The sequence below is a fragment of the Fibrisoma limi BUZ 3 genome (genome assembly GCF_000296815.2).
Taxonomy (GTDB): domain Bacteria; phylum Bacteroidota; class Bacteroidia; order Cytophagales; family Spirosomataceae; genus Fibrisoma; species Fibrisoma limi.
The window spans coordinates 265,159-289,978 of the sequence record NZ_CAIT01000006.1 but is presented as its reverse complement, the minus strand read 5'-3'; the positions used below and the strand labels follow the sequence as shown (position 1 = coordinate 289,978).

The 24,820-nt window shown below is 52.7% G+C and carries 20 protein-coding genes and 1 pseudogene; 14 read left to right on the top strand and 7 right to left on the bottom strand.

What is annotated here, in order from left to right:
* Positions 1-2 precede the first annotated feature (2 nt).
* A complete protein-coding gene (locus BN8_RS09170; protein WP_009281562.1) occupies positions 3-2,765 on the top strand; it encodes an ABC transporter permease in 2,763 nt (920 codons plus the stop codon).
* Between the two features lie 266 nt (positions 2,766-3,031).
* Entirely contained in the window at positions 3,032-4,054 is a 1,023-nt protein-coding gene (locus BN8_RS09165; RefSeq protein WP_009281561.1) for a ligand-binding sensor domain-containing protein, read from the top strand.
* 132 nt (positions 4,055-4,186) lie between these two features.
* On the opposite strand, the gene BN8_RS09160 is transcribed toward BN8_RS09165, so the two are convergent.
* Together BN8_RS09160 and BN8_RS09155 are read right to left on the bottom strand one after the other, a co-directional pair.
* The gene (locus BN8_RS09160) at positions 4,187-5,050 is read right to left on the bottom strand and encodes a helix-turn-helix domain-containing protein (protein WP_009281560.1); all 864 of its coding nucleotides are present in this window, start codon (positions 5,048-5,050) and stop codon (positions 4,187-4,189) included.
* 106 nt (positions 5,051-5,156) lie between these two features.
* A pseudogene (locus tag BN8_RS09155) lies at positions 5,157-5,891 on the bottom strand (SDR family NAD(P)-dependent oxidoreductase); the annotation flags it as partial.
* Positions 5,892-6,511: 620 nt separating this feature from the next.
* Between BN8_RS09155 and BN8_RS09150 the strand changes: the two are divergent.
* On the top strand, positions 6,512-7,108 hold the full coding sequence (locus BN8_RS09150; RefSeq protein ID WP_009281558.1) for a Crp/Fnr family transcriptional regulator: 597 nt from the start codon (positions 6,512-6,514) through the stop codon (positions 7,106-7,108).
* Between the two features lie 120 nt (positions 7,109-7,228).
* On the opposite strand, the gene BN8_RS09145 is transcribed toward BN8_RS09150, so the two are convergent.
* The 3 genes from BN8_RS09145 to BN8_RS09135 all read right to left on the bottom strand — a co-directional run bounded on the left by BN8_RS09145 (position 7,229) and on the right by BN8_RS09135 (position 9,363).
* Positions 7,229-7,582, bottom strand: a complete 354-nt coding sequence (locus BN8_RS09145; protein ID WP_040005671.1) for a nuclear transport factor 2 family protein — start codon at positions 7,580-7,582, stop codon at positions 7,229-7,231.
* A 98-nt stretch (positions 7,583-7,680) separates the two neighbouring features.
* Positions 7,681-8,670, bottom strand: a complete 990-nt coding sequence (locus tag BN8_RS09140) for an alpha/beta hydrolase (protein WP_009281556.1) — start codon at positions 8,668-8,670, stop codon at positions 7,681-7,683.
* Positions 8,671-8,751: 81 nt separating this feature from the next.
* A complete protein-coding gene (locus tag BN8_RS09135) occupies positions 8,752-9,363 on the bottom strand; it encodes an NADPH-dependent F420 reductase (protein ID WP_009281555.1) in 612 nt (203 codons plus the stop codon).
* Between the two features lie 452 nt (positions 9,364-9,815).
* On the opposite strand from BN8_RS09135, the gene BN8_RS09130 reads away from it, so the two are divergent.
* From BN8_RS09130 to BN8_RS09090, 9 genes are all read left to right on the top strand, one after another.
* On the top strand, positions 9,816-10,046 hold the full coding sequence (locus BN8_RS09130) for a DUF4287 domain-containing protein (RefSeq protein ID WP_009281554.1): 231 nt from the start codon (positions 9,816-9,818) through the stop codon (positions 10,044-10,046).
* 53 nt (positions 10,047-10,099) lie between these two features.
* Positions 10,100-10,657, top strand: a complete 558-nt coding sequence (locus BN8_RS09125; protein ID WP_009281553.1) for an alpha/beta fold hydrolase — start codon at positions 10,100-10,102, stop codon at positions 10,655-10,657.
* A gap of 224 nt (positions 10,658-10,881) precedes the next feature.
* The gene (locus BN8_RS09120; protein WP_040005670.1) at positions 10,882-11,199 is read left to right on the top strand and encodes a hypothetical protein; all 318 of its coding nucleotides are present in this window, start codon (positions 10,882-10,884) and stop codon (positions 11,197-11,199) included.
* A 932-nt stretch (positions 11,200-12,131) separates the two neighbouring features.
* The gene (locus tag BN8_RS09115; RefSeq protein ID WP_040005669.1) at positions 12,132-12,674 is read left to right on the top strand and encodes a hypothetical protein; all 543 of its coding nucleotides are present in this window, start codon (positions 12,132-12,134) and stop codon (positions 12,672-12,674) included.
* 330 nt (positions 12,675-13,004) lie between these two features.
* Positions 13,005-13,778, top strand: coding sequence for a sterol desaturase family protein (locus tag BN8_RS09110; protein ID WP_009281550.1), 774 nt, complete (start codon positions 13,005-13,007; stop codon positions 13,776-13,778).
* A 141-nt stretch (positions 13,779-13,919) separates the two neighbouring features.
* On the top strand, positions 13,920-16,253 hold the full coding sequence (locus tag BN8_RS09105; protein ID WP_144051631.1) for a TonB-dependent receptor: 2,334 nt from the start codon (positions 13,920-13,922) through the stop codon (positions 16,251-16,253).
* Between the two features lie 5 nt (positions 16,254-16,258).
* Entirely contained in the window at positions 16,259-17,047 is a 789-nt protein-coding gene (locus tag BN8_RS09100; RefSeq protein ID WP_009281548.1) for a DUF4249 family protein, read from the top strand.
* Positions 17,048-17,072: 25 nt separating this feature from the next.
* On the top strand, positions 17,073-17,795 hold the full coding sequence (locus BN8_RS09095; protein ID WP_009281547.1) for an acyloxyacyl hydrolase: 723 nt from the start codon (positions 17,073-17,075) through the stop codon (positions 17,793-17,795).
* A gap of 226 nt (positions 17,796-18,021) precedes the next feature.
* The gene (locus BN8_RS09090; RefSeq protein ID WP_040005668.1) at positions 18,022-18,303 is read left to right on the top strand and encodes a hypothetical protein; all 282 of its coding nucleotides are present in this window, start codon (positions 18,022-18,024) and stop codon (positions 18,301-18,303) included.
* A gap of 193 nt (positions 18,304-18,496) precedes the next feature.
* On the opposite strand, the gene BN8_RS09085 is transcribed toward BN8_RS09090, so the two are convergent.
* Positions 18,497-19,054: a DUF6515 family protein gene (locus BN8_RS09085; protein WP_009281546.1), complete on the bottom strand. Its 558-nt coding sequence runs from the start codon at positions 19,052-19,054 to the stop codon at positions 18,497-18,499.
* A gap of 167 nt (positions 19,055-19,221) precedes the next feature.
* On the bottom strand, positions 19,222-19,863 hold the full coding sequence (locus BN8_RS09080) for an RNA polymerase sigma-70 factor (protein WP_229367850.1): 642 nt from the start codon (positions 19,861-19,863) through the stop codon (positions 19,222-19,224).
* A gap of 195 nt (positions 19,864-20,058) precedes the next feature.
* On the opposite strand from BN8_RS09080, the gene BN8_RS09075 reads away from it, so the two are divergent.
* Together BN8_RS09075 and BN8_RS09070 are read left to right on the top strand one after the other, a co-directional pair.
* Complete coding sequence (locus BN8_RS09075) at positions 20,059-21,075, top strand: FecR family protein (RefSeq protein WP_009281544.1); 1,017 nt, start codon at positions 20,059-20,061, stop codon at positions 21,073-21,075.
* Positions 21,076-21,124: 49 nt separating this feature from the next.
* Positions 21,125-24,775 carry a SusC/RagA family TonB-linked outer membrane protein gene (locus BN8_RS09070; protein WP_192579037.1) on the top strand — a complete coding sequence of 1,217 codons (3,651 nt, stop codon included), beginning with the start codon at positions 21,125-21,127 and terminating at the stop codon, positions 24,773-24,775.
* Positions 24,776-24,820 lie beyond the last annotated feature (45 nt).

Below are 24,820 nucleotides of genomic sequence, written 5' to 3'. Positions count from 1 at the left end.
CCATGAACAAGCCTTCACCCAACCCAACACCCCGTCCACAGGAGTCTGCTGAGCACCGACACTCGGCCCGGCGTCCGCCCCGATGGGCCGACCGTCTGCTCAGCTGGCTAACGCCTGCTGAACTGCTGGAAGAGTTACAGGGGGATCTGCAGGAGCGGTTTGCCCAGCGAGTTGACCAGGTCGGCCCCCGGCGGGCTCGTTGGGGGTATGGCCTGGAAGCCCTGAAGGTTATTAGACCTTACTACCTACGGCGTCGAGTAGCCAGCCTGGTCCATCGGCAAAAGAGTTTCTTCTCGAAGCGACCAGATGACTCCCATTCCTTTTACACCCTTAACTACCCCTCACCACCCCTGATGAATCCGACCATGCTGCGCAATTACGTCAAAATCGCCGTTCGCAACGGGTGGAAACACCGCCTGTTCTCGGTCATCAATATCGTTGGGCTGGCCGCCGGTATGCTCGTGTGCCTGGTGATGCTGACCCAAATCAAAGGATCCTTTGACTACGATGACTTTCACCCCAACCGCGACCGCATCTACCGGGTGCTGACCGACGCGGTGGATGCCCAGCAGAACCGGGCCGCGTTTGCCACCTCGCCCCTGCCCCTGGCCGACGTGCTCCGGCGCGAGTGGGACTTTGTGGAGCAGGTAACCCGCGTGGTGCGGCTCAAAGGGGAGATTACCGTCCACCACAAACGCTTCGACAAGGTGCTCACGCAGGCAGTCGACAACGGGTTTTTCCGGCTGTTCGGCTACCCCCTCGCGGCTGGTCAGGCGGCTACGGCTCCCAACACGGTGGTACTCACGCACGAAACCGCCGAGCGATTCTTTGGCCGGGCCAATCCGCTGGGGCAGCGACTGGATCATGCCGAGGCCGGGCCGCTTACGGTGGTGGGGGTGCTGGCCCCACTGCCCACCAAATCGCACCTCCGGTTCGACGCGCTGGTGTGCGTATCACTGGCCCAGCAGGAACGTTTCCGCCAGCCGCTGGCCGACTGGCGGCAGTACGGCATGGGGTATACATATGTGCTGCTGAAGGCGGGCACTCCGGCCCAAACCCTGCAAACCGCCCTGACGAGTCTGGCCCGGCGCGTTGTCCGCAACGGAGCCTTCAACGCAGGCCGGGCCACGTACCGCGATGAGCGGGCGTACACCTTCCGGGCGCAGCCGCTCACGGCCCTGTCGCCCAGTTTCGAGACCCTCGGTTTCCCAACCTACGAGCCACAGCTCGATGGCCTGCTCTTTGAGTCGGGCATCGGGCTGCTGACGCTGCTGCTGGCAGTTTTTAACTACGTGAACCTGACGCTGGCCCGCTCGCTGGGCCGCGCCCGCGAGGTGGGCATCCGCAAGGTAATGGGTGCGTTGGGGAGTCAGTTACGGGGGCAGTTCATGGCCGAGTCGGTGCTGCTGTCGATGCTGGCCCTGGGACTGGCCTGGGTTGGCCTGCAGGTCATTAAGCCCATGGCGACCTTGCAGAAGTATTTTATCGGTGGGGTTGCGCAGGACGGACGGATGTGGACGATCTTCGTCGGGTTCGCCCTGGGGGCGGGCCTACTGGCGGGGTGGGTACCCGCCCGGGTGCTGTCCCGTTTCGAGCCGGCGGTCGTACTGCGGAGTCGCACCGGGCTAAACGTGCTGCGGGGCTTATCGGTGCGTAAATCGCTGATTGTGGTCCAGTTTACCATCACGCTGATTGGGGTTATTTTCCTGCTGACGTTCTACCGCCAGCAGCGGTTCATGGTCGAAGCCGATTACGGGTTTCGCCGGTCGGGAGTCCTAACCCTGCCGCTGCAGGAGGTGCCCCTACAGCGGCTGCAGGACGAACTGACGGGTCTGGCGGGCGTCGAGCGCGTTTCGCCCACCTCGGCCATGCTGGGCCATTACGGCGGAGACTGGGTGATGCTCCGAGCGCAACGGCGCGGCCCCGACTCGTCGCGGGCATCGCTGGTTGCCGCCGACGCCGAGTTTGTGCCCGCCATGCAACTGAGCCTGCTGGCGGGGCGCAACCTGCCGGCCAACGATCCCAACGGCCGGTTTGTACTGCTCAACGAAACGGCGGTCCGGAACCTGAGTGGCCGCGGGCCGGTGGATGCGCGCTCGATGGTCGGCCGTCAATTGTGGCTTAATGACACCACTGTTGTGGAGGTAGCGGGCATCTTGCGCGACTTTAAATTTATGACGTTGGGCGAGCCGGTATACCCGTTGGTGTTGCGGCAACAGCCGGAGCAATTCCGCTACCTCAACGTGGCGGTGGTGCCGGGCCAGGAAGCCGCTGTGCTGGCTGCGGTTCGGCAGCGGTGGCAACGGCTGCACCCCTACGAGAAGACCTTCAGCGGGCAGTGGTACGACGACTATCTGGAGCAACGCCATGGGCACCGCGAGGAGCTGAACCTGGTGAGCCTGCTCATCGGCCTGGCCCTGTCGATTGCCGGGCTGGGGCTGCTGGGCGTGGTGACCTACCAGACCGAAACGCGCACCAAAGAAGTGGGCATTCGCAAGGTGATGGGGGCCACCGTGGCCCAGGTGGTGGGCTTGCTCTCGTGGGATTTTGTAAAATTGCTGGGGCTGGCCGCACTGATTGCCCTGCCGGTGGGCTACGGGCTGGGGCTGCTCCTATTGAACAACTTTGCTTACCGCGTCAGTATTGGCCTGGAAACCCTGGGTGTGTGCGTGGCTCTGCTGCTGTTGGTGGGCGGAGCTACCGTTGGCTGGCGCACCTACCGGGCCGCGCTCGCTAACCCCGCCGATATCCTGAGGGCCGAATAAGGTGCCGGATCATTGGGTACAACGTTCAGTCAATGTGATTCTCATCGAAAAACAACCGTAAGTGGCGAAACTATACTGGCTGGTCTGCCAGTGGCCATCTGATCTGGAAGCTTGTGGTAATGAGCGTCTCCCTAAATTGGCCTTGTCTTAAGTAAGATCAGGCAGTATACATTTGGGGGGTTCCTCTCATTAACAAGTCCTTAACAAAAGCTCAGCTTACAAACGATTAGGTTTGTTGAACCCATGAGGCCACAAACGAAATAGGGATGAAATACGTACCTCTATATGCATTGGTCCTGCTGTTTGCTGTTGATTTTTCCGGTAAAGCACAAAACAAAATTGATCAGCCGAAAGACACTATCAAGTCCGAACCCAAAATGGTTAGTACAGCCTATGGACCTAGTCACATCACGCGTACGATCAAGCAAGATCGAAAGGGCAACATATGGATAGGAACCTTTGGTGGTGTTTTTCGATATGATGGAAAAACGTTTACCAATGTGACCAGTCAAGTAAGTAAGGCCCGTTTTTTTTCGGTGTTAGAAGATCGAAAAGGAAATTTTTGGTTTAGTACGGTTGGTGAAGGAGTTTATCATTACGATGGGAAATCCTTTCAACACTTTACCACCAAAGAGGGGCTTGCCAATAACCAGGTTACTGATATCTATGAAGATAAAGCCGGTACGATTTGGTTCGGCACGTTAAGCGGAGCCAGCCGTTATGATGGAACGTCCTTCCGAAATTACCGGATGACTGAAGGACTGAATTTTACAACGGAAGAGCGACTCTTTCTTGATGACCATAATGAGGTTAATTCAATCATTGAAGATAAAACAGGGAAATTCTGGTTTGCCACCAGGGGCAATGCCTGTGTTTATGATGGAAAAACAGTTTCCGTTTTAACCCATAACGGCACCCCGTTTCGAAATATTCGTACGATCATCGAAGATAAACAAGGCCATGTCTGGCTGGGGGGCCAGTATGGTCTTTGGCGCTATGACGGCCATACCTTTACCAATTTCACAGAGCGTGGGGTTTCGTATGTTTACGAAGATAAAAAAGGCAACATCTGGACGAGTTCAGAAACGAACTGGGGTTGGTCACTTTTCCGGTATGATGGCACTACGTTGTCCAATAAAAATCCCACGGTAACCGAAGTTGATCCAGAATCTGACGATACGAAAGGCATGCTTTTTGGGATTTTAGAGGCTACTGATGGTAGTATCTGGTTCGGCTCAGGTGGTGTGTATCGGTATGATGGAAAGACCATTACCGACTTTAAGAAATAAAGAGATTTAATGAATGGTGTGTAGCTGTTTCTTAAAACGCCCCCCAACTAAGGAGCCGATGCATAAAGGCTCATTCGTCTTGCACGAGAGGGTTTTATGAAACGGAAGTAAACAATATGCCCCTTAGCTAGCCTAGTTGAGCACTTGCTTTTTGAAAAGCAGCGGACTAAGCCCAACTTCTTTTTTGAAAAGTCTCGAAAAATAAGATGGATTATCAAATCCCAATGAATAGGCAATTTGAGAAATACTCCGCTCGCTTTGCTTAAGCTGTTTTTTGGCTTCGTTGATGAGTTCAATGTGAATGAGCTCGATGGCCGTTTTGCCCGTTTCCTGCTTGAGCAGATCGCTCAGGTAGCGGGAAGATACATTCAGCTGAGCGGCCAGTTCAGTAACCGTGGGTAGTCCATGCGTTTGTAGGGACCCCGCTCTGAAATAGCGCTCTAAAACCTGGTTGAACTTTGATACCATTTTGCCCGAGAGTTGGGCGCGATTGATAAACTGACGTTTGTAAAAGCGTTGACAATACGTCAGCAGGGAGTCTAGGTGAGTTAGAATAATTAGCCGACTGTACTCGTCGGGATTGCTGTAATATTCCGTTTCAATCTTGGTAAACAGATCCCAGATGATCTGTTCTTCCCGAGGAGACAGATGCAGCGCTTCGGTCACTTCATAATCAAAGTACGAACACTGGCCAATCGTTTCGTACAGCGGATGGCCGATGAGGTAATCCTCATGCCAAAACAATAAGAAATTATCTTCCTCAACCTCCAAATTACGAAACTCGATCCGTTGCCGGGGTTTCACAAACGACAACGTACCGTTGGTATGGTCATAGGCGGTACGGCCATACAGCATGACGCCAGACCTGAGTTTTTTGAACATGATCCCGTAACAATCGGTCGTGAAGGCTTGCCCATCCAGGGGGCAGCTTTGCAGTCCTCTTTCCAGGGCGAGTTGAGGATGCTCGGGTGGGGTCAGGCCAAGCTCAAGGCGCATAGCGCTCAGGGTGTTGAAGTGGATCACGTGTCAGGGAAAGAATTTTGAGTTGGTGATCGGGTAAATCTACACCTAAAAACGGTGTAGATTTACCCTGTTTCGTTGGTTAAATGCCATGGGCGGTCGTAGCGACCTCTTGCCAGGCGTCCCACTCAGCAAACCGATTGGTGTACCCTTGTTTAATCAAAGGATAGGCCAGCTTACCCAGCAGCAGCCGCAGCGGGGGCTGTTGGCTCTCGATGAGCTGGAGGATGGCTGCGGTGGTAGCTTCGGGCTGGCCCACTGAGAGGTCGGCATAACCAGCCTGCAATCGCGCCTTTAAGGGCTCATAAGCGGGCAGCGGTTGGGTACGTACGGCCGAGGAGCCGGCATAGTCGGTGGCATAGGGGGCTGGCTCCACCAGACTAACATGAATGCCAAAGTCGGTTACTTCCGACGCTAACGTTTCGCTCAGGCCTTCAACGGCGAATTTGGAGGCATTGTAAAGCCCCACATTGGGCCAGGTAATCAGCCCCAGCACACTCGATACCTGAATGAGATGTCCACCGCCTTGCTCACGCATGATCGGCAGCACGGCCTGGGTCAGCCAGAGCAAGCCAAAAAAGTTGGTTTCCATCAGGTCACGCGCCTGTTGCTCACTGGTTTCTTCGACGCTGCCAAAGAGGCCATACCCCGCGTTGTTGATCAATACGTCCAAGTGGCCAAACTGCTGGTGGGCTTGCCCGACGGCCCGGATAGCCGCTTCTCGGTCGGTCACATCCAGTTGAATGGTCAGCAGTTGAGGCCCAAACTCGGCTTTCAGTTCCTCCAAGCTGGCCAGGTTTCGGGCGGTGGCAGCTACCTGGTAGCCTTGTTAGAGAAATGCTTTGGTCCACAGCTGGCCAAATCCTCGGGATGCACCGGTAATTAAAATGGTTTTGCTCATCTTTCTGCGGGGTTACTATTGATGAGGCAAAGTTGGCGTAGGAAGACAGATCTGGACGAACACAAAAGTGGGTAGACCTGACACATTTTGACGGAACTCTACTGGTTTGCCAGGTACCCAACTAGTCTTATCCGTCCTCCGCAGTCGTCTAAGGGCTCGCCTGGTATTGGCATCCGCGCGCAACAAACAGCGTCAACGCCAGCCTGGAAATTTTTGACCGTGACTGTGCGCGGCCACTAACCGATGGCCACAGGTTTCCGGTAGTCTTATTACAGTAATGGCTTAAGCAGCGCAGAAACAAGTATGTTTGTTAGTAACAGTGTTGTAGAGGCTGCGCCGACTAATACGTATTTCCGTCACCCTCTCCTGGATCGAGGTGCTTTCATAGTCTTTTTGCTAAAAGATCAGCTTTGCGTTTTCCAGTTTTCCACTTCGTCAAAACTAGTTTACCTGCCATCGCATCCACAATGCTACTCTGTTGGAACGGTTGGTTCAGCTCACTAGCTTTGTGGGCTGATTGTTAAAATGCTGTATTCATGCTCGATTCCCTTCTACAGTATATCCAGGAACGGTCTTCCAGCCCCCTTTCCCAGAACGATATTAGCCTGCTCCACGAAGCGTTTCTTGTTAAAAAGCTACGAAAAAGACAGTTTCTCTTGCAGGAAGGGGAGGTGTGCCAATATATTGCCTTTATTGTGAAAGGCGCTACACGTCAATATACTATCGATGAAAAGGGAGATGTGCAGGTGCTGAACTTGTGTTTAGAAAACTGGTGGACCGCCGACCGGGAGAGCTTCCACAAAGGAACGCCATCCATTTACAATATTGATGCCTGGGAAGATACCCATTTATTGCTTCTGCCCAAGGCCAATGGCTACTATGACCGGGTGAACAGCATCCCCGCTTTTCGGGATATGCGAATCAAGCTAGATGATAACAATCATATGGCAGCTCAGCAGCGCTTACTGGCATCGAAAAATTATCCGGCTGAATACCGCTACGAAGAACTGATGAAACAATATCCCCTCTTTCTACAGCGGTTCCCTCAGCATCTGATTGCTTCGTATTTAGGCATCACCAAAGAAACACTCAGTCGGATTCGCCATCAATCGGCTAAAAAAGAATCGAGATAACGTAATTCCAGACAGAGATAGCCAAGCCATTAACGAATCGAATCGCCATCCTTTCGTCCGGAAAAGCCCTGATAGACCGCGGTACACAATCAACTCGATAGCACCCCACCGTAACCCCGCTTAGGGAATATCGATAAAGGCGTATAGGTGAAGCACTTTGCCCTCATCCATTACGAAAAAGTCCATGCTGTTGAGCCTGCCCTGTGCAGTATCGATATGGCCGTATAACCGAACGCCGTTTTGAACAGATTCAATTGGTTTGGCTGCTGAGAATTGAAAAGCAGGATCTTCGCGTTGTAGTTTTTCGATAAAGTCCGAAACCGCTTCTATACCGTGCAGGACGAGTTCCTTGTCGTACATAGTTATCGTATCGGCATAGATGCTTTGGAGCAGCGTAGCGCGCTTCGTGCGATCTTTCTCATTCCAGGCGGCAATGTGGGTAGCTTGCAGGGTCTGAATCAGTTGGGCATCCATAGGATGATAGGATAAACGGTTGAAGGTGGGCCAGCACAGACGTCTGTGCTGGCCCGCACGCGACATAGGTGGATGAATGATTGCGGTAGGAGAAACGCTTATTGTAGTGTTTTTTTGATGAGGGCAGCCGCCTGAAGTAAGGCCGTTTGCACCGCCGGTACAGTTGCAAGGGGGTTAAGCAACCCGTAATCGTGGATCAGGCCACTGTAGCGGGTAAGCGTTACCGGCACCCCCGCTTCGTTCAACTTGCGCGCATAGGCTTCCCCCTCATCACGTAATACGTCATTCTCCGCGGTTTGGATCAAGGCGGGTGGCAAGCCTGTCAACTGCTCTTGAGAAGCCTGTAGCGGAGAAGCATAAAGGTCTTTCCGCTTGGCTTCATCGGGCAAATAATTATCCCAGAACCAGATCATCATGTTCCGGGTCAGAAACCGGTCCTTGGCAAAAAGCCCGTAGGATTCGGTCTCGAAGCTGGCATCCGTAACCGGCCACAGCAATACCTGTAATTTGATGGTGGGCCCGTTATTGGCTTTAGCCATGAGTGCCATGACAGCGGCCATGTTACCGCCTACACTGTTACCCACAACCGCCAGGTTACGTCCATCTACCCCAATTACCTGACCGTTCTCGGCCACCCATTGCAGGACGGCATAAATCTGGTTGATGGCGGTTGGATATTGCGCTTCAGGCGAAGGGGTATAATCGGGGAATACGGCTACGGCTCCACTATGAATGACCAAATCCCGCACCAGGCGTCGGTGCGTCGGATAATCACCCAACACCCAGCCTCCTCCGTGAATAAAGAGGAAAACCGGCGCACCTTCTTTAGTATGTTCAGGTTTGGTGATATGGATGGTGAGCTCATAACCGTTTTGCGAAATCGTTTTTTGGGTTTCGTCAATGCCCGAATAGTCAACCGGTACTGACTCTTGAGCCCCGATTAAAACCTGCCGGGCCTCGGCGGGGTTAAGTTCTTCAATGGGTTTGCCATCACCGGCATTGAGAGCCTGTAAAAAAGCTCTGATTTCGGAAAAAATCTGGGGGTCTTGTTCGGCCTTAAAAGGACGCTCCTGAATACCTTGGTTCATTTGTCGACGTTTTAACCAGTTGCGATACGGTTGTTTACGGGTAGAGCCGGACTAAACGGGGTTTACCACGCCCTTTCCCGCTTATTTACTTACTTTGATCAGTTCAATACCGGAAAAGGCATTGCCCATATCCTGCAATTTTCCTCCTTCTGCCAATGTCCCCAGATCAATCGGAGCAAAACCCATGGACTGGGCCAGGTCGGCCACTACTTTTTTGGCCTCCGTGTCATCCCCACTAAGCACAATCACCCGATTTCCAGTGTCGTTCTGGGGAGGTAAGGCCAGCGTGGCCGCTCCCAGTGTGTTAAAGGCTTTGACCAGACGCTGGTGGGGAAACAGATCGGCCACATACTCGCCCGTTGTTTTGCCCCCTATGTCGGCCAGTTGAAAAGGACTCATCGATACAACATTGTTGGTGGCATCCACCAGGATCTTGCCCCTATAGGGGGCCATCGCCTGGGCCAAGCCTTCCAATTGGCTCCAGGGCAAAGCCAGAAACAGGACATCCGCCTGATGAATGGTTTCTGCCAAGTCGGCAGCCCTTAACGACCCGCCGATAGAAACGACCAGGTCAGTGAGCGACTCAGCGCCCCGGCGATTGGTAAGTAAAAGTTTATACTGGGTTTTAGCCAGGTGTGTGGCCAGCCCACGGCCAATGTTTCCCGAACCAATAATGCCAATGGTGTAACTCATCGCGGTTATGATTAACTAAGATTAAGACCCTACTTCAGGCCTTATTTTTCAACAAACGTACGATGATCTAAAGCGGTGATTAGTTGAGGTATGATAACTAAAATGGTTGATGTAGATCAACCATTCGCCCATTTATGATTGGGCGTATGTCACTGAAATAGGTTTACAAAAGAGAGAAGAAGCTGCTTCGTCTCAAATGGGAGCGTTCGGTGAGATTGGACGAGTATTTTTGTTGTACTGGCTCATTTGTAACCTGCCGGGGGAAGTAGCTTGCTATTGACTAGCTTATACGAAGTGTTCTAGCCTAACCTCCCCTACTCCTATACACGCCATTTTGTCGTAAATCGCCCTAAAAAGGACGTATTTAACCCTATGAGGCCCCTACAAACCCAATAAATTTGCCTTTAGTAATCGATAACTACTTAGTAACTCCAACCCAATTGAGGTCAACTATGTCATTTCAAGGCTATCTGAAAAGCATCAAAGCAAAAACAGGCAAAGAACCTCAGGATTTCCGCCAGCTTGCCAAGGAGAAGGGTTTTATTACGGAAGGAGTCCTGAAAACAGACGTGAAAGCGGGTGATATTACTAAATGGCTGGCAGAGGATTTTTCCCTTGGTCATGGGCATGCAATGGCTATCTATGCCTTGTTAAAAGGGCTTAAAGACGAACACAGTGAATAAAAGTGGGGCCGATCTACCATCTAGTGGTGTCCTTTGTTGTTGCTAATACCATCATGTCTATGATTATAACCAGGCATGTGCTCTTCATACAAGGTGGAGGAGGACGAGAAGATTATACAGCTGATGCTAAACTCGTTGCTTCTCTGCAAGCAGGCTTAGGGGATGCATTTGTCGTTCATTATCCCCTCCTGGCTGATGAGCCAGAACCCGATTTTGGGCGGCAAAAGCAAATCGGTCAACAAGTTTCATTGATTAAAGACGAAATTATTCTGGTTGGCCATTCGCTGGGCGCTTCAATGCTGCTGAAATACCTATCGGAAAGTCAGCCTCCTCAGCGGGTAATTGGCGCTTTTCTGCTTGCTACTCCATTCTGGAGCGGTGACGAGGATTGGAAACAAGGGCTTAAACTGCACGACGATTTTGCCAGTAAGTTGCCCAAGCATGTGCCGATTTTCCTCTACCACGCTCAGGATGACGAAGAGGTATCCTTCAACAATCTCGCCCTTTATGCACAGCATCTGCCCCAGGCAACCCTTCACAGCATACCCAAGGGTGGGCATCAATTCGACAATGATTTATGGGTTGTAGCAAGGGACATTCTGTCGTTATAAAATGACCAGACAGACTTAACGGTGACCGATTCGACCGCGCCTGCTCCTTACGGGCTAAACTAGTGTCAAAGCACTAGCCCAATGAATGCCATGTAAAGGGAGAAGAAACCGCTTCGTCTTAGAGATGAGCCTTTTAGCGATACAGTCGTTTCCAACCCTTTTTGGTAACTCAGTGTCCTGTTACTAAACAGGAAATTATGCGATCCTTTCTAACGCTGATCTGTATGATCACTTGGCTGGTAAGCTGCCAGCAGGATGAGGTTCCTTCGGTGGCTTCAAGCTGCTATCCGAGTGTAAAAGCAATCCGCTCTGAGCGAATAACCGATGCGGCTGTCACCGTTCAAGCGTCGGGCGGCCTGGCTACTGGTTATCAGCTGGTGGCCAGTAACGGAGTCGCCTGGAGTGCCTGTAACCTGCCCGATGAGTTTAAGCGTAACGGTCTGGCCATCTCTGTAAGCGGGTATTTGCTGACTTGGCCCGAGTTAGAACTCATGAACCTAAGTCCCCTTCCTTTTGAGGTTACCGGAGCCAAATTGAGATAGCCGTAAGTACTCCTTCTTCACGGCAATTTGGTCTTCGAGAAGGAAGATGTAGTGAGAATAGGCAACTGGAGCAATTCATTCGGGTTATCGCCGAAGGAGAAACTGGAACTTTGTCTCTACGCCTTGGCCATTAATCGTGCCTGCCTTCCAGCGAGGCATCGAGGTACCCACTTGAGCAACTTCTTTTTTTAAGGTTGGATCAGCATCATACGTTGGGACTAATTCAATGACTTTACCTGTTCCATCAAGGGTAGCTGTCAACCAGGTTTTTCGACCTATCTTAATTGGCGTTTCCGCTGCCTCGAGTTGAGTAAGGACAAAGGCATTGAGCTTGTCTTCCCCACCTGGAAATGATGGGGGGCCTGTGTCTTAATAATCGGTAAAGGGCCATACGTATTATAGGTAATTATGGGTTTACCGCCGTTAAGTCCGCTCTGAGCAAGCGAATTTGACCCAGCAGCGGCCAACAACGTAACGCAAAGGAGTAATAATAAGCAGGATAGGTTTGATAGACTAGTCATGATCTTTATTCTTTTTTGAAGAGGTGCAGCAAGTCGTGAGTTGGTTGAATACGTGTGCTAATGTATTTGCCAGCATTTTACTTTATTAATCCAACGGCCTAACAACTATCCGTTTTCGACTGCCTCGAAGAAGGAACGTTTTGCTAAGACAGTTGTCTGAGCAACAATACTGTACAGTATAACCAACTACATAGAGGCCAAAATCCATAGCAGTATGTAAAAGCTGCCGCTTCGGCGCAGGTCGGCCTGTGCCGGCAACTTTTACATTTCGTTACCATTCTTTTACAGGTCATTGACAGACGACAGGATAGAAACTTTTAGCTTTGATGAAGTCCCTGAAAAACAGAAGAATGCCTTGGCCGGATCTGATTTATCAGGCGACAAATCGATGGTAAGTAAACAGACAAAAACATGAAAAACATCATTTATGCGCTGACCGTAACCCTGGTAGTGGTAAGCGGACTAGTATTGGCTAATCGTGAAAGTAAAAACGAAGCCTCTAAAACGTCAACGGCAAAGCCACTCTCTGCTGCTGAAAGGAAAGCTGCCTTGAAAAGATGGGAGGCTACCCCTGATGGCATAAAGTACAAAAAATGGGAAGCGTCTCCCGAAGGTAAAAAAGTATATGCCAGTGAAGCTAAAATAAGGAAGCATATACGTGCTTTTACCAATATGGAGGCTGTTGTAACCTCCCTTTCTCTTCCGTCAGGCTCACGGTTAGGTTACGGAGTGATGGTCAGGATTGATGGCGACGATTATATTCTTGGTTATGGGCCGGGAAAATTTAGTGAATTGCAGCAATTGCCTGGCCTGAAAGTTGGCGACAACGTAATTATTAGAAGTCATGCCGTATTGCATGCGCCCAAGTATTCCTATCCAATAATATCGCTTGACTATGTAGAACGAGACAGTAAACTAATTTACAAACGTGCCCCTCGCAAAGGCGGTTGCTAAGTGAATTATGAACTACATATAGGCTTTATTCTTAACGGTTATTTATAAACTGTGAACAAAGCCAAAACGGCGAACCGTGTTCCTCTTTCATGCCATTTGTTGAGTTAATGATGCATCGTAGACTGCCAGGTGACGGATTTTACGGGTGGCCGCTGCCGTACTAAACGGCAAAGCTAGCCGTCGTGGGTTCCTGACACCTCAGATGCCTGCCGACCAGCCTCGGGTTCGAATCTGTCCGCTCCGAACCGATAGGGCTTGACTGACATGGCCGACGAAGCTTGCTTAGCGTAAACAGTTTACCTGATTGTTTTACGCTAACCTGATGTTGCCATGATTTTGAACGAACACTTCGGCAGTTATCGACTCATTTTTCTAGTCCTGTTTGTGCTCGCCGTTGTAGCGGAGATGATCTGGAACTGGGTGGCAGATAAAAAGGTGTATGAAATCCGGGAAGCCCTCTCCAATCTGTTTTTGCTGGCCGGGTATCAATTTACCCGCAAGTTTGTGACGCTGGGGTATCAGTTATTTATGCTTGATTTCTTCTACGGACTGGCCCCGATCCACCTCCCCAAAACCGGCTGGACCTGGGTAGCCTGCTTTCTGGTGGTTGACTTCATGTATTTCTGGTTTCACTACGCATCCCACAAACTTTCCTTTTTCTGGGCCTTTCACATCACCCACCACTCCGCCGAACGCATGAATCTGACGACCAGCTACCGCCTGAACTGGCTGTACGCCCTGTTTAACGTGTTCTTTTTCGTGCCCTGCGTACTGATCGGCTTCAGCCCCTCGATGGTTGTTTCGTGCGTGTTCCTGAATATCTTCTACCAGTTTTTCCTCCACACGGAAGCCATCGGCAAGCTGGGCTTTCTGGAAGGTATCATCAACACCCCGGCCGCTCACCGGGTCCATCACGGCAGTAACAAGCAGTACGTTGATAAAAACATGGGTGGCTTTCTGCTGATCTGGGACCGGATGATGGGTACGTATCAACCGGAAGGGGAGAAAGTACGCTACGGGGTCGACGGATCGTATAACGGCTCCAACCCATTTAAACTCCTGTTCGGCGGAATCATCGACTTGTTCCGCCCGACCCGTAAATAACCACCCTGCCCTTCTGCGCAAGCCAATCCGTTGACGATGACGCCTGAACGGCTCGCCACTGAATTTGTCCGTTTAGCGCCGGAAACCGTAGGCAAGCTGTTAACGATGCCTTCTCTTTGGACCATAATCAAGTCCCACGTTATGGTTTCCGGCAAACGATTACTCCTTTTCTGTGGCTTTCTGCTCACAACCACACTCGCTCTGGGTCAGGCCCGATACACCCTGAGTGGTTCGGTGAAAGACGCTCAATCGGGTGAGGTGCTCATCGGGGCTACGATACGCGTGCAACAGCAGCCCACTATTGGTACGATCAGCAACGAATACGGCTTTTACTCGCTGACCCTGCCCGAAGGTACGTATACGCTTCAGGTGAGTCTGGTCAGCTTTCAGCCCGTTACGAAAACGGTTAGCCTGACCTCCGGCACCCACCTCGATTTTTCGCTGACGGAGTCGGCTACGCAATTACAGGAGGTATCCGTCCGCAGCCAGGCCAGCAATGAGAACATCATAAACCCCACCATGGGTGTCGAACGGCTGAACATGTCGTCCATCAAACAGATTCCGGTCCTGCTGGGTGAGCGTGATCCGCTGAAAGTACTCCAGTTACTGCCGGGTATCAAATCGGCCGGAGAGGGCAACAGTGGCTTCCACGTCCGTGGGGGTAACAGCGATCAGAACCTGATCTTGCTCGATGAAGCGCCGGTGTATAACGCGTCGCACCTGCTGGGTTTCTTCTCCACCTTCAACGCCGACGCCATCAAGGATTTGTCCATCTACAAGGGGGGTATGCCCGCGCAATACGGTGGGCGGTTGTCGTCGGTGCTGGACGTAAAAATGAACGACGGCAATAATCAGACGTTCCATGCCGGGGGCGGTATCGGCCTGATTTCATCCCGGCTGTATGCTGAGGGACCGCTGAAAAAAGACAAAAGTTCGTTTCTGATCACGGGCCGCCGGACGTACGCCGATGCGTTTCTGAAGCTGTCGAACGATCCGGACATCAACCGGAATACGCTCTACTTCTACGATCTGAATGCCAAACTGAACTACACGCTTTCCACGAAAGACCGGCTGTTTGCGTCGGGTTACTTCGGGCGCGACAGGTTCGGTCTGGGCGATCTGTTCAACATCGACTGGGGCAATGCAACGGGTACGCTGCGCTGGAACCACCTGTTCAACGAAAAACTATTCAGCAATACGTCATTGATTTACAGCCAGTACGACTACCAGGTGGGCATTCAGAATGGCAGCAATGATTTCAGCCTAACATCATCCATTCGGGATTACAACCTCAAGCAGGAGTTCAGCTATTTTCCAAATCCAGCCCACGCCCTGCGGTTCGGGGCCAACGTGATCCATCACACCCTGACGCCCCGCAACCGCACGGCCACCAGCGAGTCGTCGAGTGTCAATAACTCGCAGGAAAAGAGCCGGTATTCGGTGGAGAGCGCCGTATTTATCAGCGATAAATGGCAGTTATCGCCGACGTTTTCGGTTGAATATGGCCTGCGATTAACCTCCTTCGCCGTGCTGGGCGGCAGCGATTACTACACGCTGGACGCCAATAAAAACATTGTAGATACGCTGTCCTATGCGACGGGGCAGATCGTGACCCACTACGTCAATCCCGAGCCACGACTTTCGGCGGCTTATGTGCTCAACGACAACACGTCGATCAAGGCTTCTTACACCCGCAACGTGCAGAATCTGCACCTGATCTCTAACTCGGGCACGTCGACCCCCAACGACCGCTGGTTGCAAAGTAGCAACATCATCCGACCCGAAGTAGCCGATCAGGTTGCCCTGGGTTTCTTCCGAAACTTCAGCGATAACCGGTTTGAATTCAGCGCAGAAGCGTATTACAAAGCCCTCCAGAATCAGATCGACTACAAGAACGGGGCTGATTTTCAGTTCACCGATGCCCTTGAAACGCAGTTGCTTTTTGGCAAAGGGCGGGCGTACGGACTGGAACTGCTGCTACGTAAGAAAACGGGTGCCTTAACGGGCTGGATCGGCTATACCCTTTCCCGAACCGAAAAACAAATTGAGGGGATCAACAACGGCCGGTGGTATGCAGCCCGGCAGGACCGTACGCACGACGTATCGGTCGTTGGCGTCTACCAACTCTCGAAGCGGTGGACCCTGTCGGCTACGTTCGTGTACAACACCGGCAACGCGGTCAGTTTTCCGACCGGCAAATACCGCATTGATAACGCCGTGGTGTTCAACTATACCGAACGGAATGGCTACCGGATGCCGGCCTACCACCGGCTGGACCTGGGCGCTACGGTCCAGTTTGCCAGGAAGAAAAACTTCGAATCCGACCTGGCCTTCGGGCTTTACAATGCGTATGGCCGGGCCAATCCCTACGCCATCAATTTCGAACAGGACGATGACGACCCCAGTAAGACGGAGATTCAACGCATTACGCTCTTTAAAATGGTTCCATCCATCACCTATAACTTTAGATTCTGATCCGTATGCTTCGCTATAGCATTCTCCTCGGGCTGCTGACGAGCCTGACCTCCTGTGTAGATGTGATCCAGTTGGATTTAAACCGGTCTAACCCCGCCGTGGTGATTGAAGGGCGGATTACTGACCGCGACAGTATGAACGAGGTACGTATTACGCAGTCGGTGGACTTCGATTATGCCAATGAATTCCCGCCCATCACCAATGCACAGGTCGTCGTACGGGATCTGACGACGGGCTTGGCCGACACGCTGACCCAGTCATTTCCGGGCGTATACCCCATCACGAAACTGACTGGTGTGCCTGGGCACCGCTATCAGTTGACGGTAATCATTGGCGAAAAATCCTACTCGGCGCTGGCCACCATGCCGTCCCGGGTGGAACTGGACCAGGTAAGCTACACCACCGACAATCGGCTGAATGGAACGTCCATTCGGACGGTAGCTACTTATTGGGACCCTGCTACGCCCGGCAACTATTACCGGTTTGTCAACTACCAGAATGGCTTGGCTTCCCGTACGTTTTTTGTTCGCTCCGATGCCTTTACCAACGGCAACCGCGTGGTTCAAACCATCCGGGACGAAAACATTACCATTCAGGCGGGCGATACGATGATCGTCGACATGCAGTGCATCGAAAAAGCTGTATTCGAGTACTTTAACGGATTAGCCCAGCTTCAGGGTGACAACATCAATCAGGGAGTCTCTCCTACGAACCCGCCGGGCAACATCAGCGGTGGGGCGTTGGGGTATTTCAGCGCCCACACCGTTTCCCGCCGAACCGTCGTCATTCCCTAACCGAAATGAACCTGGCATTTTCCTTATGAGACACCGAACGCTTGTCTGTACGCTATTACTATGGAGTGCTTTCTGCTTTTCCACAGCGGGTCAGGGACTTACCTTTCCGCCGTTCACCAAATGGTACCAGAATCCACTGGGTTTTGAACCAGTCAAGCTGCACACCGCCAATGGTCTTATCATACCGGCCGGAGTAGCTCTGGTTGGTTTATTATTAACCAGAAAAGACAGCAGTCTCCTCCACCGTATTTCAGTATTTGGTGAAGGTGGTACATCCTGGGGGTATTATCTGCCTTACACCACGATGTACCAGGCAAACGCCGGGCTGTTGTTTCATATCAGGCGGTGGCTGTCGATTGGCGTAGAGACCAATGTGTACCACCCGAGCGACGCGTTCAACAACACCTGGGGCATCGGCTTGCGCCCATTTTTCCGCTTTTACCCCGTCAATCACGCCCATTTTCGGCTGTACCTCGATTCAGGGGCGGGGTTGATTCTTTTTAGCGAACCGTTTCCGCAACCGACTACGGGCTACGGCGTCTTTTCCGAACCCCGCACGGGCACGCGCCTGAACGGATCGCCTACATACGGTCTGGGTATCGAGCTGAACCTAACTACCCGAACGGCGATTATGGCGGGCGTCCGCCACGTTCACATTTCAAACGGCAACCACCCGGGGCAGGAACGTAATCCCGGCCACGACAGCAACGGCTTCTACGTTGGTTTCAGCTACAGTCCGGCCAAATAAGCTCAATCGGTGATTCGGTACTCAAATCAAAAAGTCCATCAAAGCCGTGACTGATGGGCCAGCCTATACGAACAAATCATATTAATCTGTACTTAATCAGCAATTAATTGCACATTAACCCGACCAGTTGATCTTTGCAACCAGGAAGACAGATTAAATTCTCTGTCAGATAAGTTGTAAGTCGTCGCCGGATTCACAAGAACTGGTGCCAATAATAAGGACATGTATGGACCGTTTCACTGTACTTTATCAACTAAATAATCACTATTTTTATATAGGTTGCTCAACCTATCTGCTGGCTGATTTGACCCTAAGCAACGTTCAATCGGTCCACAGTGGCGAACCACTAGGCATTTACGATGCCAAGACAGAGCTATTCCAGTGGGAGCCGGTCAGGCGGCATTATTACAATAAGTTAAGCATTGAAGAGCAGGCCCGGCATGATCTGCGCATAATCCGGATTGTACACCAGCTTCGTGAAGAAGCAGTAGCGGCTGTTTTAAATTAACTGCAACCATGTGGACTGTGGCGAGGGTAATGACAGTCGGTCTCTCTTTGCGATTGTAAACCCTTTTGAAGCAAGACAGAATCTTTCCCTGAGCGGTTGTCGGCATCGGTTCTACTAAATAACGGGGCACAATCCGGAGTTACGTTCGTGTAAGTTTCTCCAGATTGTGCCCTTACGTAATGTGGCTGCCTGCTTACAGGGAATTTACGTTGCTCCCAACCACTTCGTATTCCACCTCCCCTTTCTCGTTAACACGGGCTTGATAATAAACGCCATTGAGAACGTAGTACGTTTTACCATCCAGTGAGATTTTGCCGTACCCCTGCGGCAGCGAATCCACCCGCGCCCCAACCGGCGGAGGAACCACTTTGTAGCCCTGCTGCCCGACCGGCTTGACGTAATACGTCCCATAGTGGTAATAAAAAGGCGTTCCACCAATCATAATGTTGACGAAACCAACCGGCAATGTCGGAACGAGCAACCCGGCGGGTGGCGGTACCACTACAAACGTTCGGCCAACCGGTCGATACACGATGCCGTTAACATAGCGATACGAAACGCGCTGGTAATGAATTACCGTTGCTGAGCGGGGAACACTGGCCGTTCGGTAACCCCAGCGTGGATATGAAGCATAGCGGTCATGCACAACGGTGACCTGCTGTCTTGTAAGCAGTGACGATACAGCCACTATTTCCTTTGCGGTAACAAGTACGATCAGCATGGCTGCTGGAAACAGACCCAATTTGTTCATAATAAAATAAGCTAAGTAACCGATTAACTGACTTACCGCTCTGCCAACCAGCGGGTAGGTAGTTCAAAGGTGAATCAGCAAACAGCGATTGCGAAGCAATAAGTAAGGGAAGTAGCCAAAATAGATGGTGAGCCGGACGTATTAAAACCTAAGGAATTTACTGGCAATCAGCCCTGGTCACCGGCAAACGCCCGCCGGAGCACGGTCAGGGCTTTGCTGATGTGGGCTTCTACGGCTTTCAGGGAAATGTGCAGTTCGTCGGCGATGGTCTGGTATTTCTTGCCTTCAAACCGGTTCATCAGAAACACGCGCTGCCGCTGCGGAGGCAACTGGCTGATGGCGGCTTCGACCCGGTTATGCAGTTCGTCATACGCCATGAGTTCTTCGGGGGTCAGCCGTTCAGCGGAAGCGTTTTCGTGGACTGCGTCAAGTTCATACAAGGAACTCACGCGCATGTCCTGCCGTAGTTCACGCTGCAGGTACTTCAACGACCGGTTCCGAACGGCCGCGTAGAGATAGGCCCGGTACGACGTAGTAATATCAGCATAAAGCTGTTTCTGCCAGAACACATAGAACGTATCGCTGACAATGTCGCGGGCCACTTCGCGGGAATAAACAAACCGAATGGCGTGGCTGCACAACGGACCGTAGTATTCCCGGAACAGCAACGCGCAGCCCTGCTGAGGGTCCTGATCAAACGCCCGACGAATAAACTGCTCATCGTCAGTCAACAGGCGTCCCACCGGTTCCGCGTCGGACCGTGCGGGTTGAGATGAGGCAGGCAGGGGAAACGACGAGTCAGCAGCCACCAGACAGAACTAAAGTTTTCCTTTTCACGTAAGACCCGATTCGGGCGGCTTACCCTACCTCAAGTTTCTCATTTTTTTGTAAAAATTTCTCGATAAGGTTCTAAAAACATAAAAACTCGCATTTTTAAAATTTTTTAAGCGGGAGGTAGGGTAAGTCGAACAACAAGGGTCTATCCAGTAACAGCACCTTACTCAATGGAACCAAATCAGGTCGGGCCGGACCAGGCCAAAACGCTTCTGTGGACTTTCTTTGCCGGGCGGGCAACCCCCCTGCAAAAACAGTTGCTGGTCGACTGGTTACGGGAAGAAAAAAATCAGGAGCTATACTATCAGGCGCTACATGAATGGGAAAAGTCACATCCGCAGCTTATTCCCGATACGATCGGCGACTGGCATCGGCTGCTGGACCGGCTAACCAACGCTAGCCCAGCACCTACCTCATCTGCCGAAGACATCGTCCGGCCGTTAGCCAGTCACCGAACCGGATTTCGCTGGTGGATGGCAGCCGCGGCCGCTCTGCTGATCGGTTTTACGGGCTGGTGGAAGCAGGACCGGCTGTTGTACAGGACGTACGCAACGGCCTACGGTGAGATTCGCCGGTTTGAGCTACCCGACGGCAGCCACGTAACCCTCAATGCCAACTCCACCCTCCGGTTTCCCCGTTTCCTGGCGTTGCAAAACACCCGCGAAGCCCGGCTACAGGGAGAAGCTGAGTTTTCGGTCATCCATACGGTCGATCACCGCCCGTTTCTGGTACACACCCCCGACCAGTTAGAGGTTCGGGTACTGGGTACCGAGTTCATTGTGTACAGCCGCAACCGGGGCAGCAAGGTGGTGCTCAACCGGGGAAAAGTAACGCTGCGCTCACTGAAAACCCGGCAGCCTGCGCTTACCATCCGACCGGGCGACGTCGTACTCGTCGACCGGCGAGGTAGTTTCCGGCTCCGCACCGGCGAACCGCTGGCCGACCATGCCGCCTGGAAAGAGCAACGCTTTGTCTTTAACCGTACCCCGCTGGTTGATATTGCCCGGCAGATTAAGGAACGGTTCGGGCTGGAGGTCCAGCTTGCGGATTCGGCCATTGCTACCCGACAACTGTCGGGTAATTATCCCGCACAGAACGCCGACGATGTCCTGACCATGCTGACCCAGGTGCTGAACCTGCGGGCCGACCGACAGGGCAATGTTGTCCGTTTATCTGCCATGCCCTAACAACGAACGTAGTCCATTAACCTGCTTTTTAGTAAACCCTTACCTAATTATGACCCAACTGTTACGACCTATGCTATACCGGCTGTTGGGACTGAGTTTGCTGCTCAGTTACCCAATGGTTCCATACGGTCAGACGCTGGCTTACTACCGCTCTCAGGGTACTAAACCCAGCCAACCCGCCACCACGAAGCTACGTGACGTGCTGCTCGACATGCAGAGTCGCTACGGCGTCAACATCGTTTTCGATGAAAAGCTGATCGATGGTATTGAGGTAAATACCCGGCTCCTCAACCGCCCGATGAGTCTCACGAATCGGCTGCGCCTGCTCCTCGAAAGTAACGGCCTTCGCTACGTTCAAACCCGGAAAGACACGTACTTGATCGTATCCGACAAACCATCGGGGAAGCAGGATGCTAACCCACTGGCCCCCGTCGGCAGCCGCCCGGAACCATCGCCCCTGTCAGCCTTTCCATCCCCTCCGCTCAACCTCAACGCCCCCACGGGCCAATCCCTGCAGTCACTACGGGTAGCCGTGAGCGGACGCGTCATTGACGAAAACGGGGGTGGGCTGCCAGGGGTTAATATCACCGAGCAGAACACGACCAACGGCACCACCACCGACACCGACGGTCGCTACCGGCTCACCGTCGAAGGTCCAGCCAGCGTTCTGACGTTCAGCTTTCTGGGGTATCAGTCGCAAACACGTACCGTGGGCAACAATACCGTTATCAACGTTACTCTTCAGCCTGACGTTCGCTCGCTCAACGAGGTGGTCGTGATCGGTTATGGCGAACGCCAGCGTAAAGACCTGACCGGAGCCGTATCCGTTGTGGGAGCCGAAGACCTGATAAAAGCCAAAGCCCTGAACCCCGAGCTCTCCATGCAGGGCCGACTGCCGGGGGTGTTTGTATCAACGCCCGGCGGGGCACCCAACGCCCGTCCCGTCGTGCGGATTCGCGGGGTGAATACGCTTGGTTTCAATGAACCGCTGTACGTCATTGATGGTGTTCCCGTAACTGAGTATGGCAACGGCGCTCCCCCGCAATCGGGTAATACGGCGCAGGCAACCGACGCTCGGGGTTCAATCAACGTACTGAACTTAATTAACCCCAATGATATTGAAAGCATTACGGTACTGAAAGACGCGTCGTCGGCCGCTATCTACGGCGTTCGGGCGGCCAACGGAGTTGTACTCATCACCACCAAGCGCGGCAAAGTTGGTCGGCCACGGGTTGAGGTGGCGGCTTCCCGCGGGGTGCAGAATTTACCAAATCGGTATAATGTGCTTGACTTACCCGAGTACGTTGGCCTGGTCCGCGAAATGTATGCCAACAACCCGGCCCAGGCCAACAACCTGCCGGCCGTTTACCGCGAAGGCAACGCGGCTTATTTGGGCAACCTCCCTCAGCAGAACTGGCAGTCGGCCATCATCAATAAGAATGCGGTGATTGAAGACTACAGCGCGAAGATTTCGGGTGGGTCTGAGTCAACCACCTACTACGTGTCGGGCGGCTACGCGCGTACCGAAAGTCCCATACAGCAGAACAATCTGAAACGCTACTCACTGGCATTTAACCTTACCAGTAAACTAGGGCGACTCATCGAGGTTGGCCTGACCAACCGCCTGAGCTACGTTGACGCGCTGGACAATAGCCAGACGGACCTGGCTTCGGCCTGGCGGTTTGCCCCCTGGCAACCGATTTATGGTATTGAGGGGCGTCCGCAGTTCAATGGTATTGCGCAGGTGGTAAACCCTACCTTTAACCCGAATCCCAACTTCAACCCGACGCTGGTGTCGCTGGGTGGCGGACCGTTTACGATCACCAACAACGGTCTGCTGTACGGAACGGCCACCCGCACCAACGTGCTGGGTGCCTGGAACACCCGCCAGACCACGTACAGCCTGCTGCGGAACATTGGTTCGGCCTATGTACAGCTTGAACCCATCAAAGGGCTGAAGGTTAAGGGAACCCTCAGTGCCGACTGGTACCTGAACAACCGGAACGTCTGGCAGAGTGTCGAGTACTACCGATTTGCCTCGCCGTTTGTCAACACCTTCTCGGCAACGAACGGTACCTCAAAAGGGCAGATTCAGCAACGGCTTTTACGCAACTACAACCTGGTTAAAGAATTCAGCGTCAACTACGCCCGCACGATTGGCGGCCACTCGGTCGACCTGCTGTTCAACGCCATGGACCAGAAATACGGTTCCAGCTTTACGCAAAGCTTTAACACGCAGATTAACTATTACAACCCGGAAGCGCTGGCCCTTTTGAACACAGCCCCGTATTCAACGGGCCTGGTTGTACCGGAAAATAATGCGTTACAGGGCTATCTGGGCCGGGTAAGCTATAATTATAACAGTAAGTACTACGTCGATGCCACGGTTCGGCGGGATGGTACGTCACGATTCGACCGCGATTACCGCTGGGGTACGTTTCCGTCACTGGCCGTAGCCTGGCGGCTCACGGCGGAGCCATTCATGAAGCCTTTGACCTGGCTTTCGGATCTAAAAATCCGGGCGGGCATTGGTGAAATTGGCAACCAGGAAACCACTCAGTTCGGGTTTGTATCGCTGGTAAATTTCAACCCCGACTATTCCTACGGATCGGGCGTGAATGGCGACGCCATTGGCGGTTTGCAGAACGGTATCCGGTTGGCCAATATTCCGGTACGTGACCTGTCGTGGGAGCGGGTGCAGACGCGGAACATTGGCCTGGATGCCTCGCTGCTGGAGAACCGTATTACGGCCACCATCGAGTATTATGACAAGAGGACCTCGGGTATTCTGCAGACAGTTACGCTGCCTCCCAGCGCAGGAATCGACGATGGGCAGGCACCCACCAACAATATCGCATCGGTACGTAACAGTGGGCTTGAGTTTCAGTTGACCTACAACGGCAAGGTGGGGAACGACCTGACCTACAACATCGGCGGTAACCTGACGACGGTTAACAACCGGGTCACGGGTCTGTACCGCGATCTGGCGTTTACCAGCGGTAACTTCCGCACGGAGATTGGCCAGTCGATTGGCTACATCTACGGGTATAAGTTCGGCGGTATCTTCCAGAATCAGGGGGAAATCGACGCGTATAAAGCCACTAAACCGAGCGGTGCCTCGGTAAAAGACGCCATCAACGGCGACCGGATGGTGCCGGGCGATGCTTATTTCCAGGACACCAACGGCGATGGTATCGTGAACGCCAACGACCGGGTGTTCCTGGGCCGTAACATCAACAACCCCGGTTTCTTTTACGGCGTAAATCTGGGCGCTACGTTCAAAGGCTTCGATCTGTCGCTATTCTTCCAGGGTGTGGGCGATGTGCAGAACATCAACACCGAACGGCAGGCTGGTATCAGCATGAACTCGGAGAACATCAACTCCTGGACGGACGTACGTGACCGCTGGACCCCCACCAATCCGTCGAACACGATTCCCCGTGCCGTGCAGGGCGATCCATCAAGTAATAACCGGTTCTCAGACCGGTTTGTGGAAGACGCCAGTTTCATGCGCCTGAAAAACATGCAGGTGGGTTATACCCTGCCCAGGGCGGTGCTGGGTACGGTGCTGTCGAATGTGCGCGTCTACCTGACGGGAAACAACCTGCTGACGTTTACGAACTGGTCGGGCCTTGACCCCGAAAACGACGCTATTCCACCCGCCCGCGCCTGGATTCTGGGTTTGAACGTAAACTTTTAAAGAGTGAATGAGTGAAAGAGCGAACGAGTGGCTTCGCCTGTTTTT

Excerpts from the sequence above, each read along its gene's own strand:
- BN8_RS09170 (WP_009281562.1), top strand. The coding sequence starts at position 3 with ATGAACAAGCCTTCACCCAACCCAACACCCCGTCCACAGGAGTCTGCT.
- BN8_RS09165 (WP_009281561.1), top strand. The coding sequence starts at position 3,032 with ATGAAATACGTACCTCTATATGCATTGGTCCTGCTGTTTGCTGTTGAT.
- BN8_RS09160 (WP_009281560.1), bottom strand. The coding sequence starts at position 5,050 with ATGCGCCTTGAGCTTGGCCTGACCCCACCCGAGCATCCTCAACTCGCC.
- BN8_RS09150 (WP_009281558.1), top strand. The coding sequence starts at position 6,512 with ATGCTCGATTCCCTTCTACAGTATATCCAGGAACGGTCTTCCAGCCCC.
- BN8_RS09145 (WP_040005671.1), bottom strand. The coding sequence starts at position 7,582 with ATGGATGCCCAACTGATTCAGACCCTGCAAGCTACCCACATTGCCGCC.
- BN8_RS09140 (WP_009281556.1), bottom strand. The coding sequence starts at position 8,670 with ATGAACCAAGGTATTCAGGAGCGTCCTTTTAAGGCCGAACAAGACCCC.
- BN8_RS09135 (WP_009281555.1), bottom strand. The coding sequence starts at position 9,363 with ATGAGTTACACCATTGGCATTATTGGTTCGGGAAACATTGGCCGTGGG.
- BN8_RS09130 (WP_009281554.1), top strand. The coding sequence starts at position 9,816 with ATGTCATTTCAAGGCTATCTGAAAAGCATCAAAGCAAAAACAGGCAAA.
- BN8_RS09125 (WP_009281553.1), top strand. The coding sequence starts at position 10,100 with ATGTCTATGATTATAACCAGGCATGTGCTCTTCATACAAGGTGGAGGA.
- BN8_RS09120 (WP_040005670.1), top strand. The coding sequence starts at position 10,882 with ATGATCACTTGGCTGGTAAGCTGCCAGCAGGATGAGGTTCCTTCGGTG.
- BN8_RS09115 (WP_040005669.1), top strand. The coding sequence starts at position 12,132 with ATGAAAAACATCATTTATGCGCTGACCGTAACCCTGGTAGTGGTAAGC.
- BN8_RS09110 (WP_009281550.1), top strand. The coding sequence starts at position 13,005 with ATGATTTTGAACGAACACTTCGGCAGTTATCGACTCATTTTTCTAGTC.
- BN8_RS09105 (WP_144051631.1), top strand. The coding sequence starts at position 13,920 with ATGGTTTCCGGCAAACGATTACTCCTTTTCTGTGGCTTTCTGCTCACA.
- BN8_RS09100 (WP_009281548.1), top strand. The coding sequence starts at position 16,259 with ATGCTTCGCTATAGCATTCTCCTCGGGCTGCTGACGAGCCTGACCTCC.
- BN8_RS09095 (WP_009281547.1), top strand. The coding sequence starts at position 17,073 with ATGAGACACCGAACGCTTGTCTGTACGCTATTACTATGGAGTGCTTTC.
- BN8_RS09090 (WP_040005668.1), top strand. The coding sequence starts at position 18,022 with ATGGACCGTTTCACTGTACTTTATCAACTAAATAATCACTATTTTTAT.
- BN8_RS09085 (WP_009281546.1), bottom strand. The coding sequence starts at position 19,054 with ATGAACAAATTGGGTCTGTTTCCAGCAGCCATGCTGATCGTACTTGTT.
- BN8_RS09075 (WP_009281544.1), top strand. The coding sequence starts at position 20,059 with ATGGAACCAAATCAGGTCGGGCCGGACCAGGCCAAAACGCTTCTGTGG.
- BN8_RS09070 (WP_192579037.1), top strand. The coding sequence starts at position 21,125 with ATGACCCAACTGTTACGACCTATGCTATACCGGCTGTTGGGACTGAGT.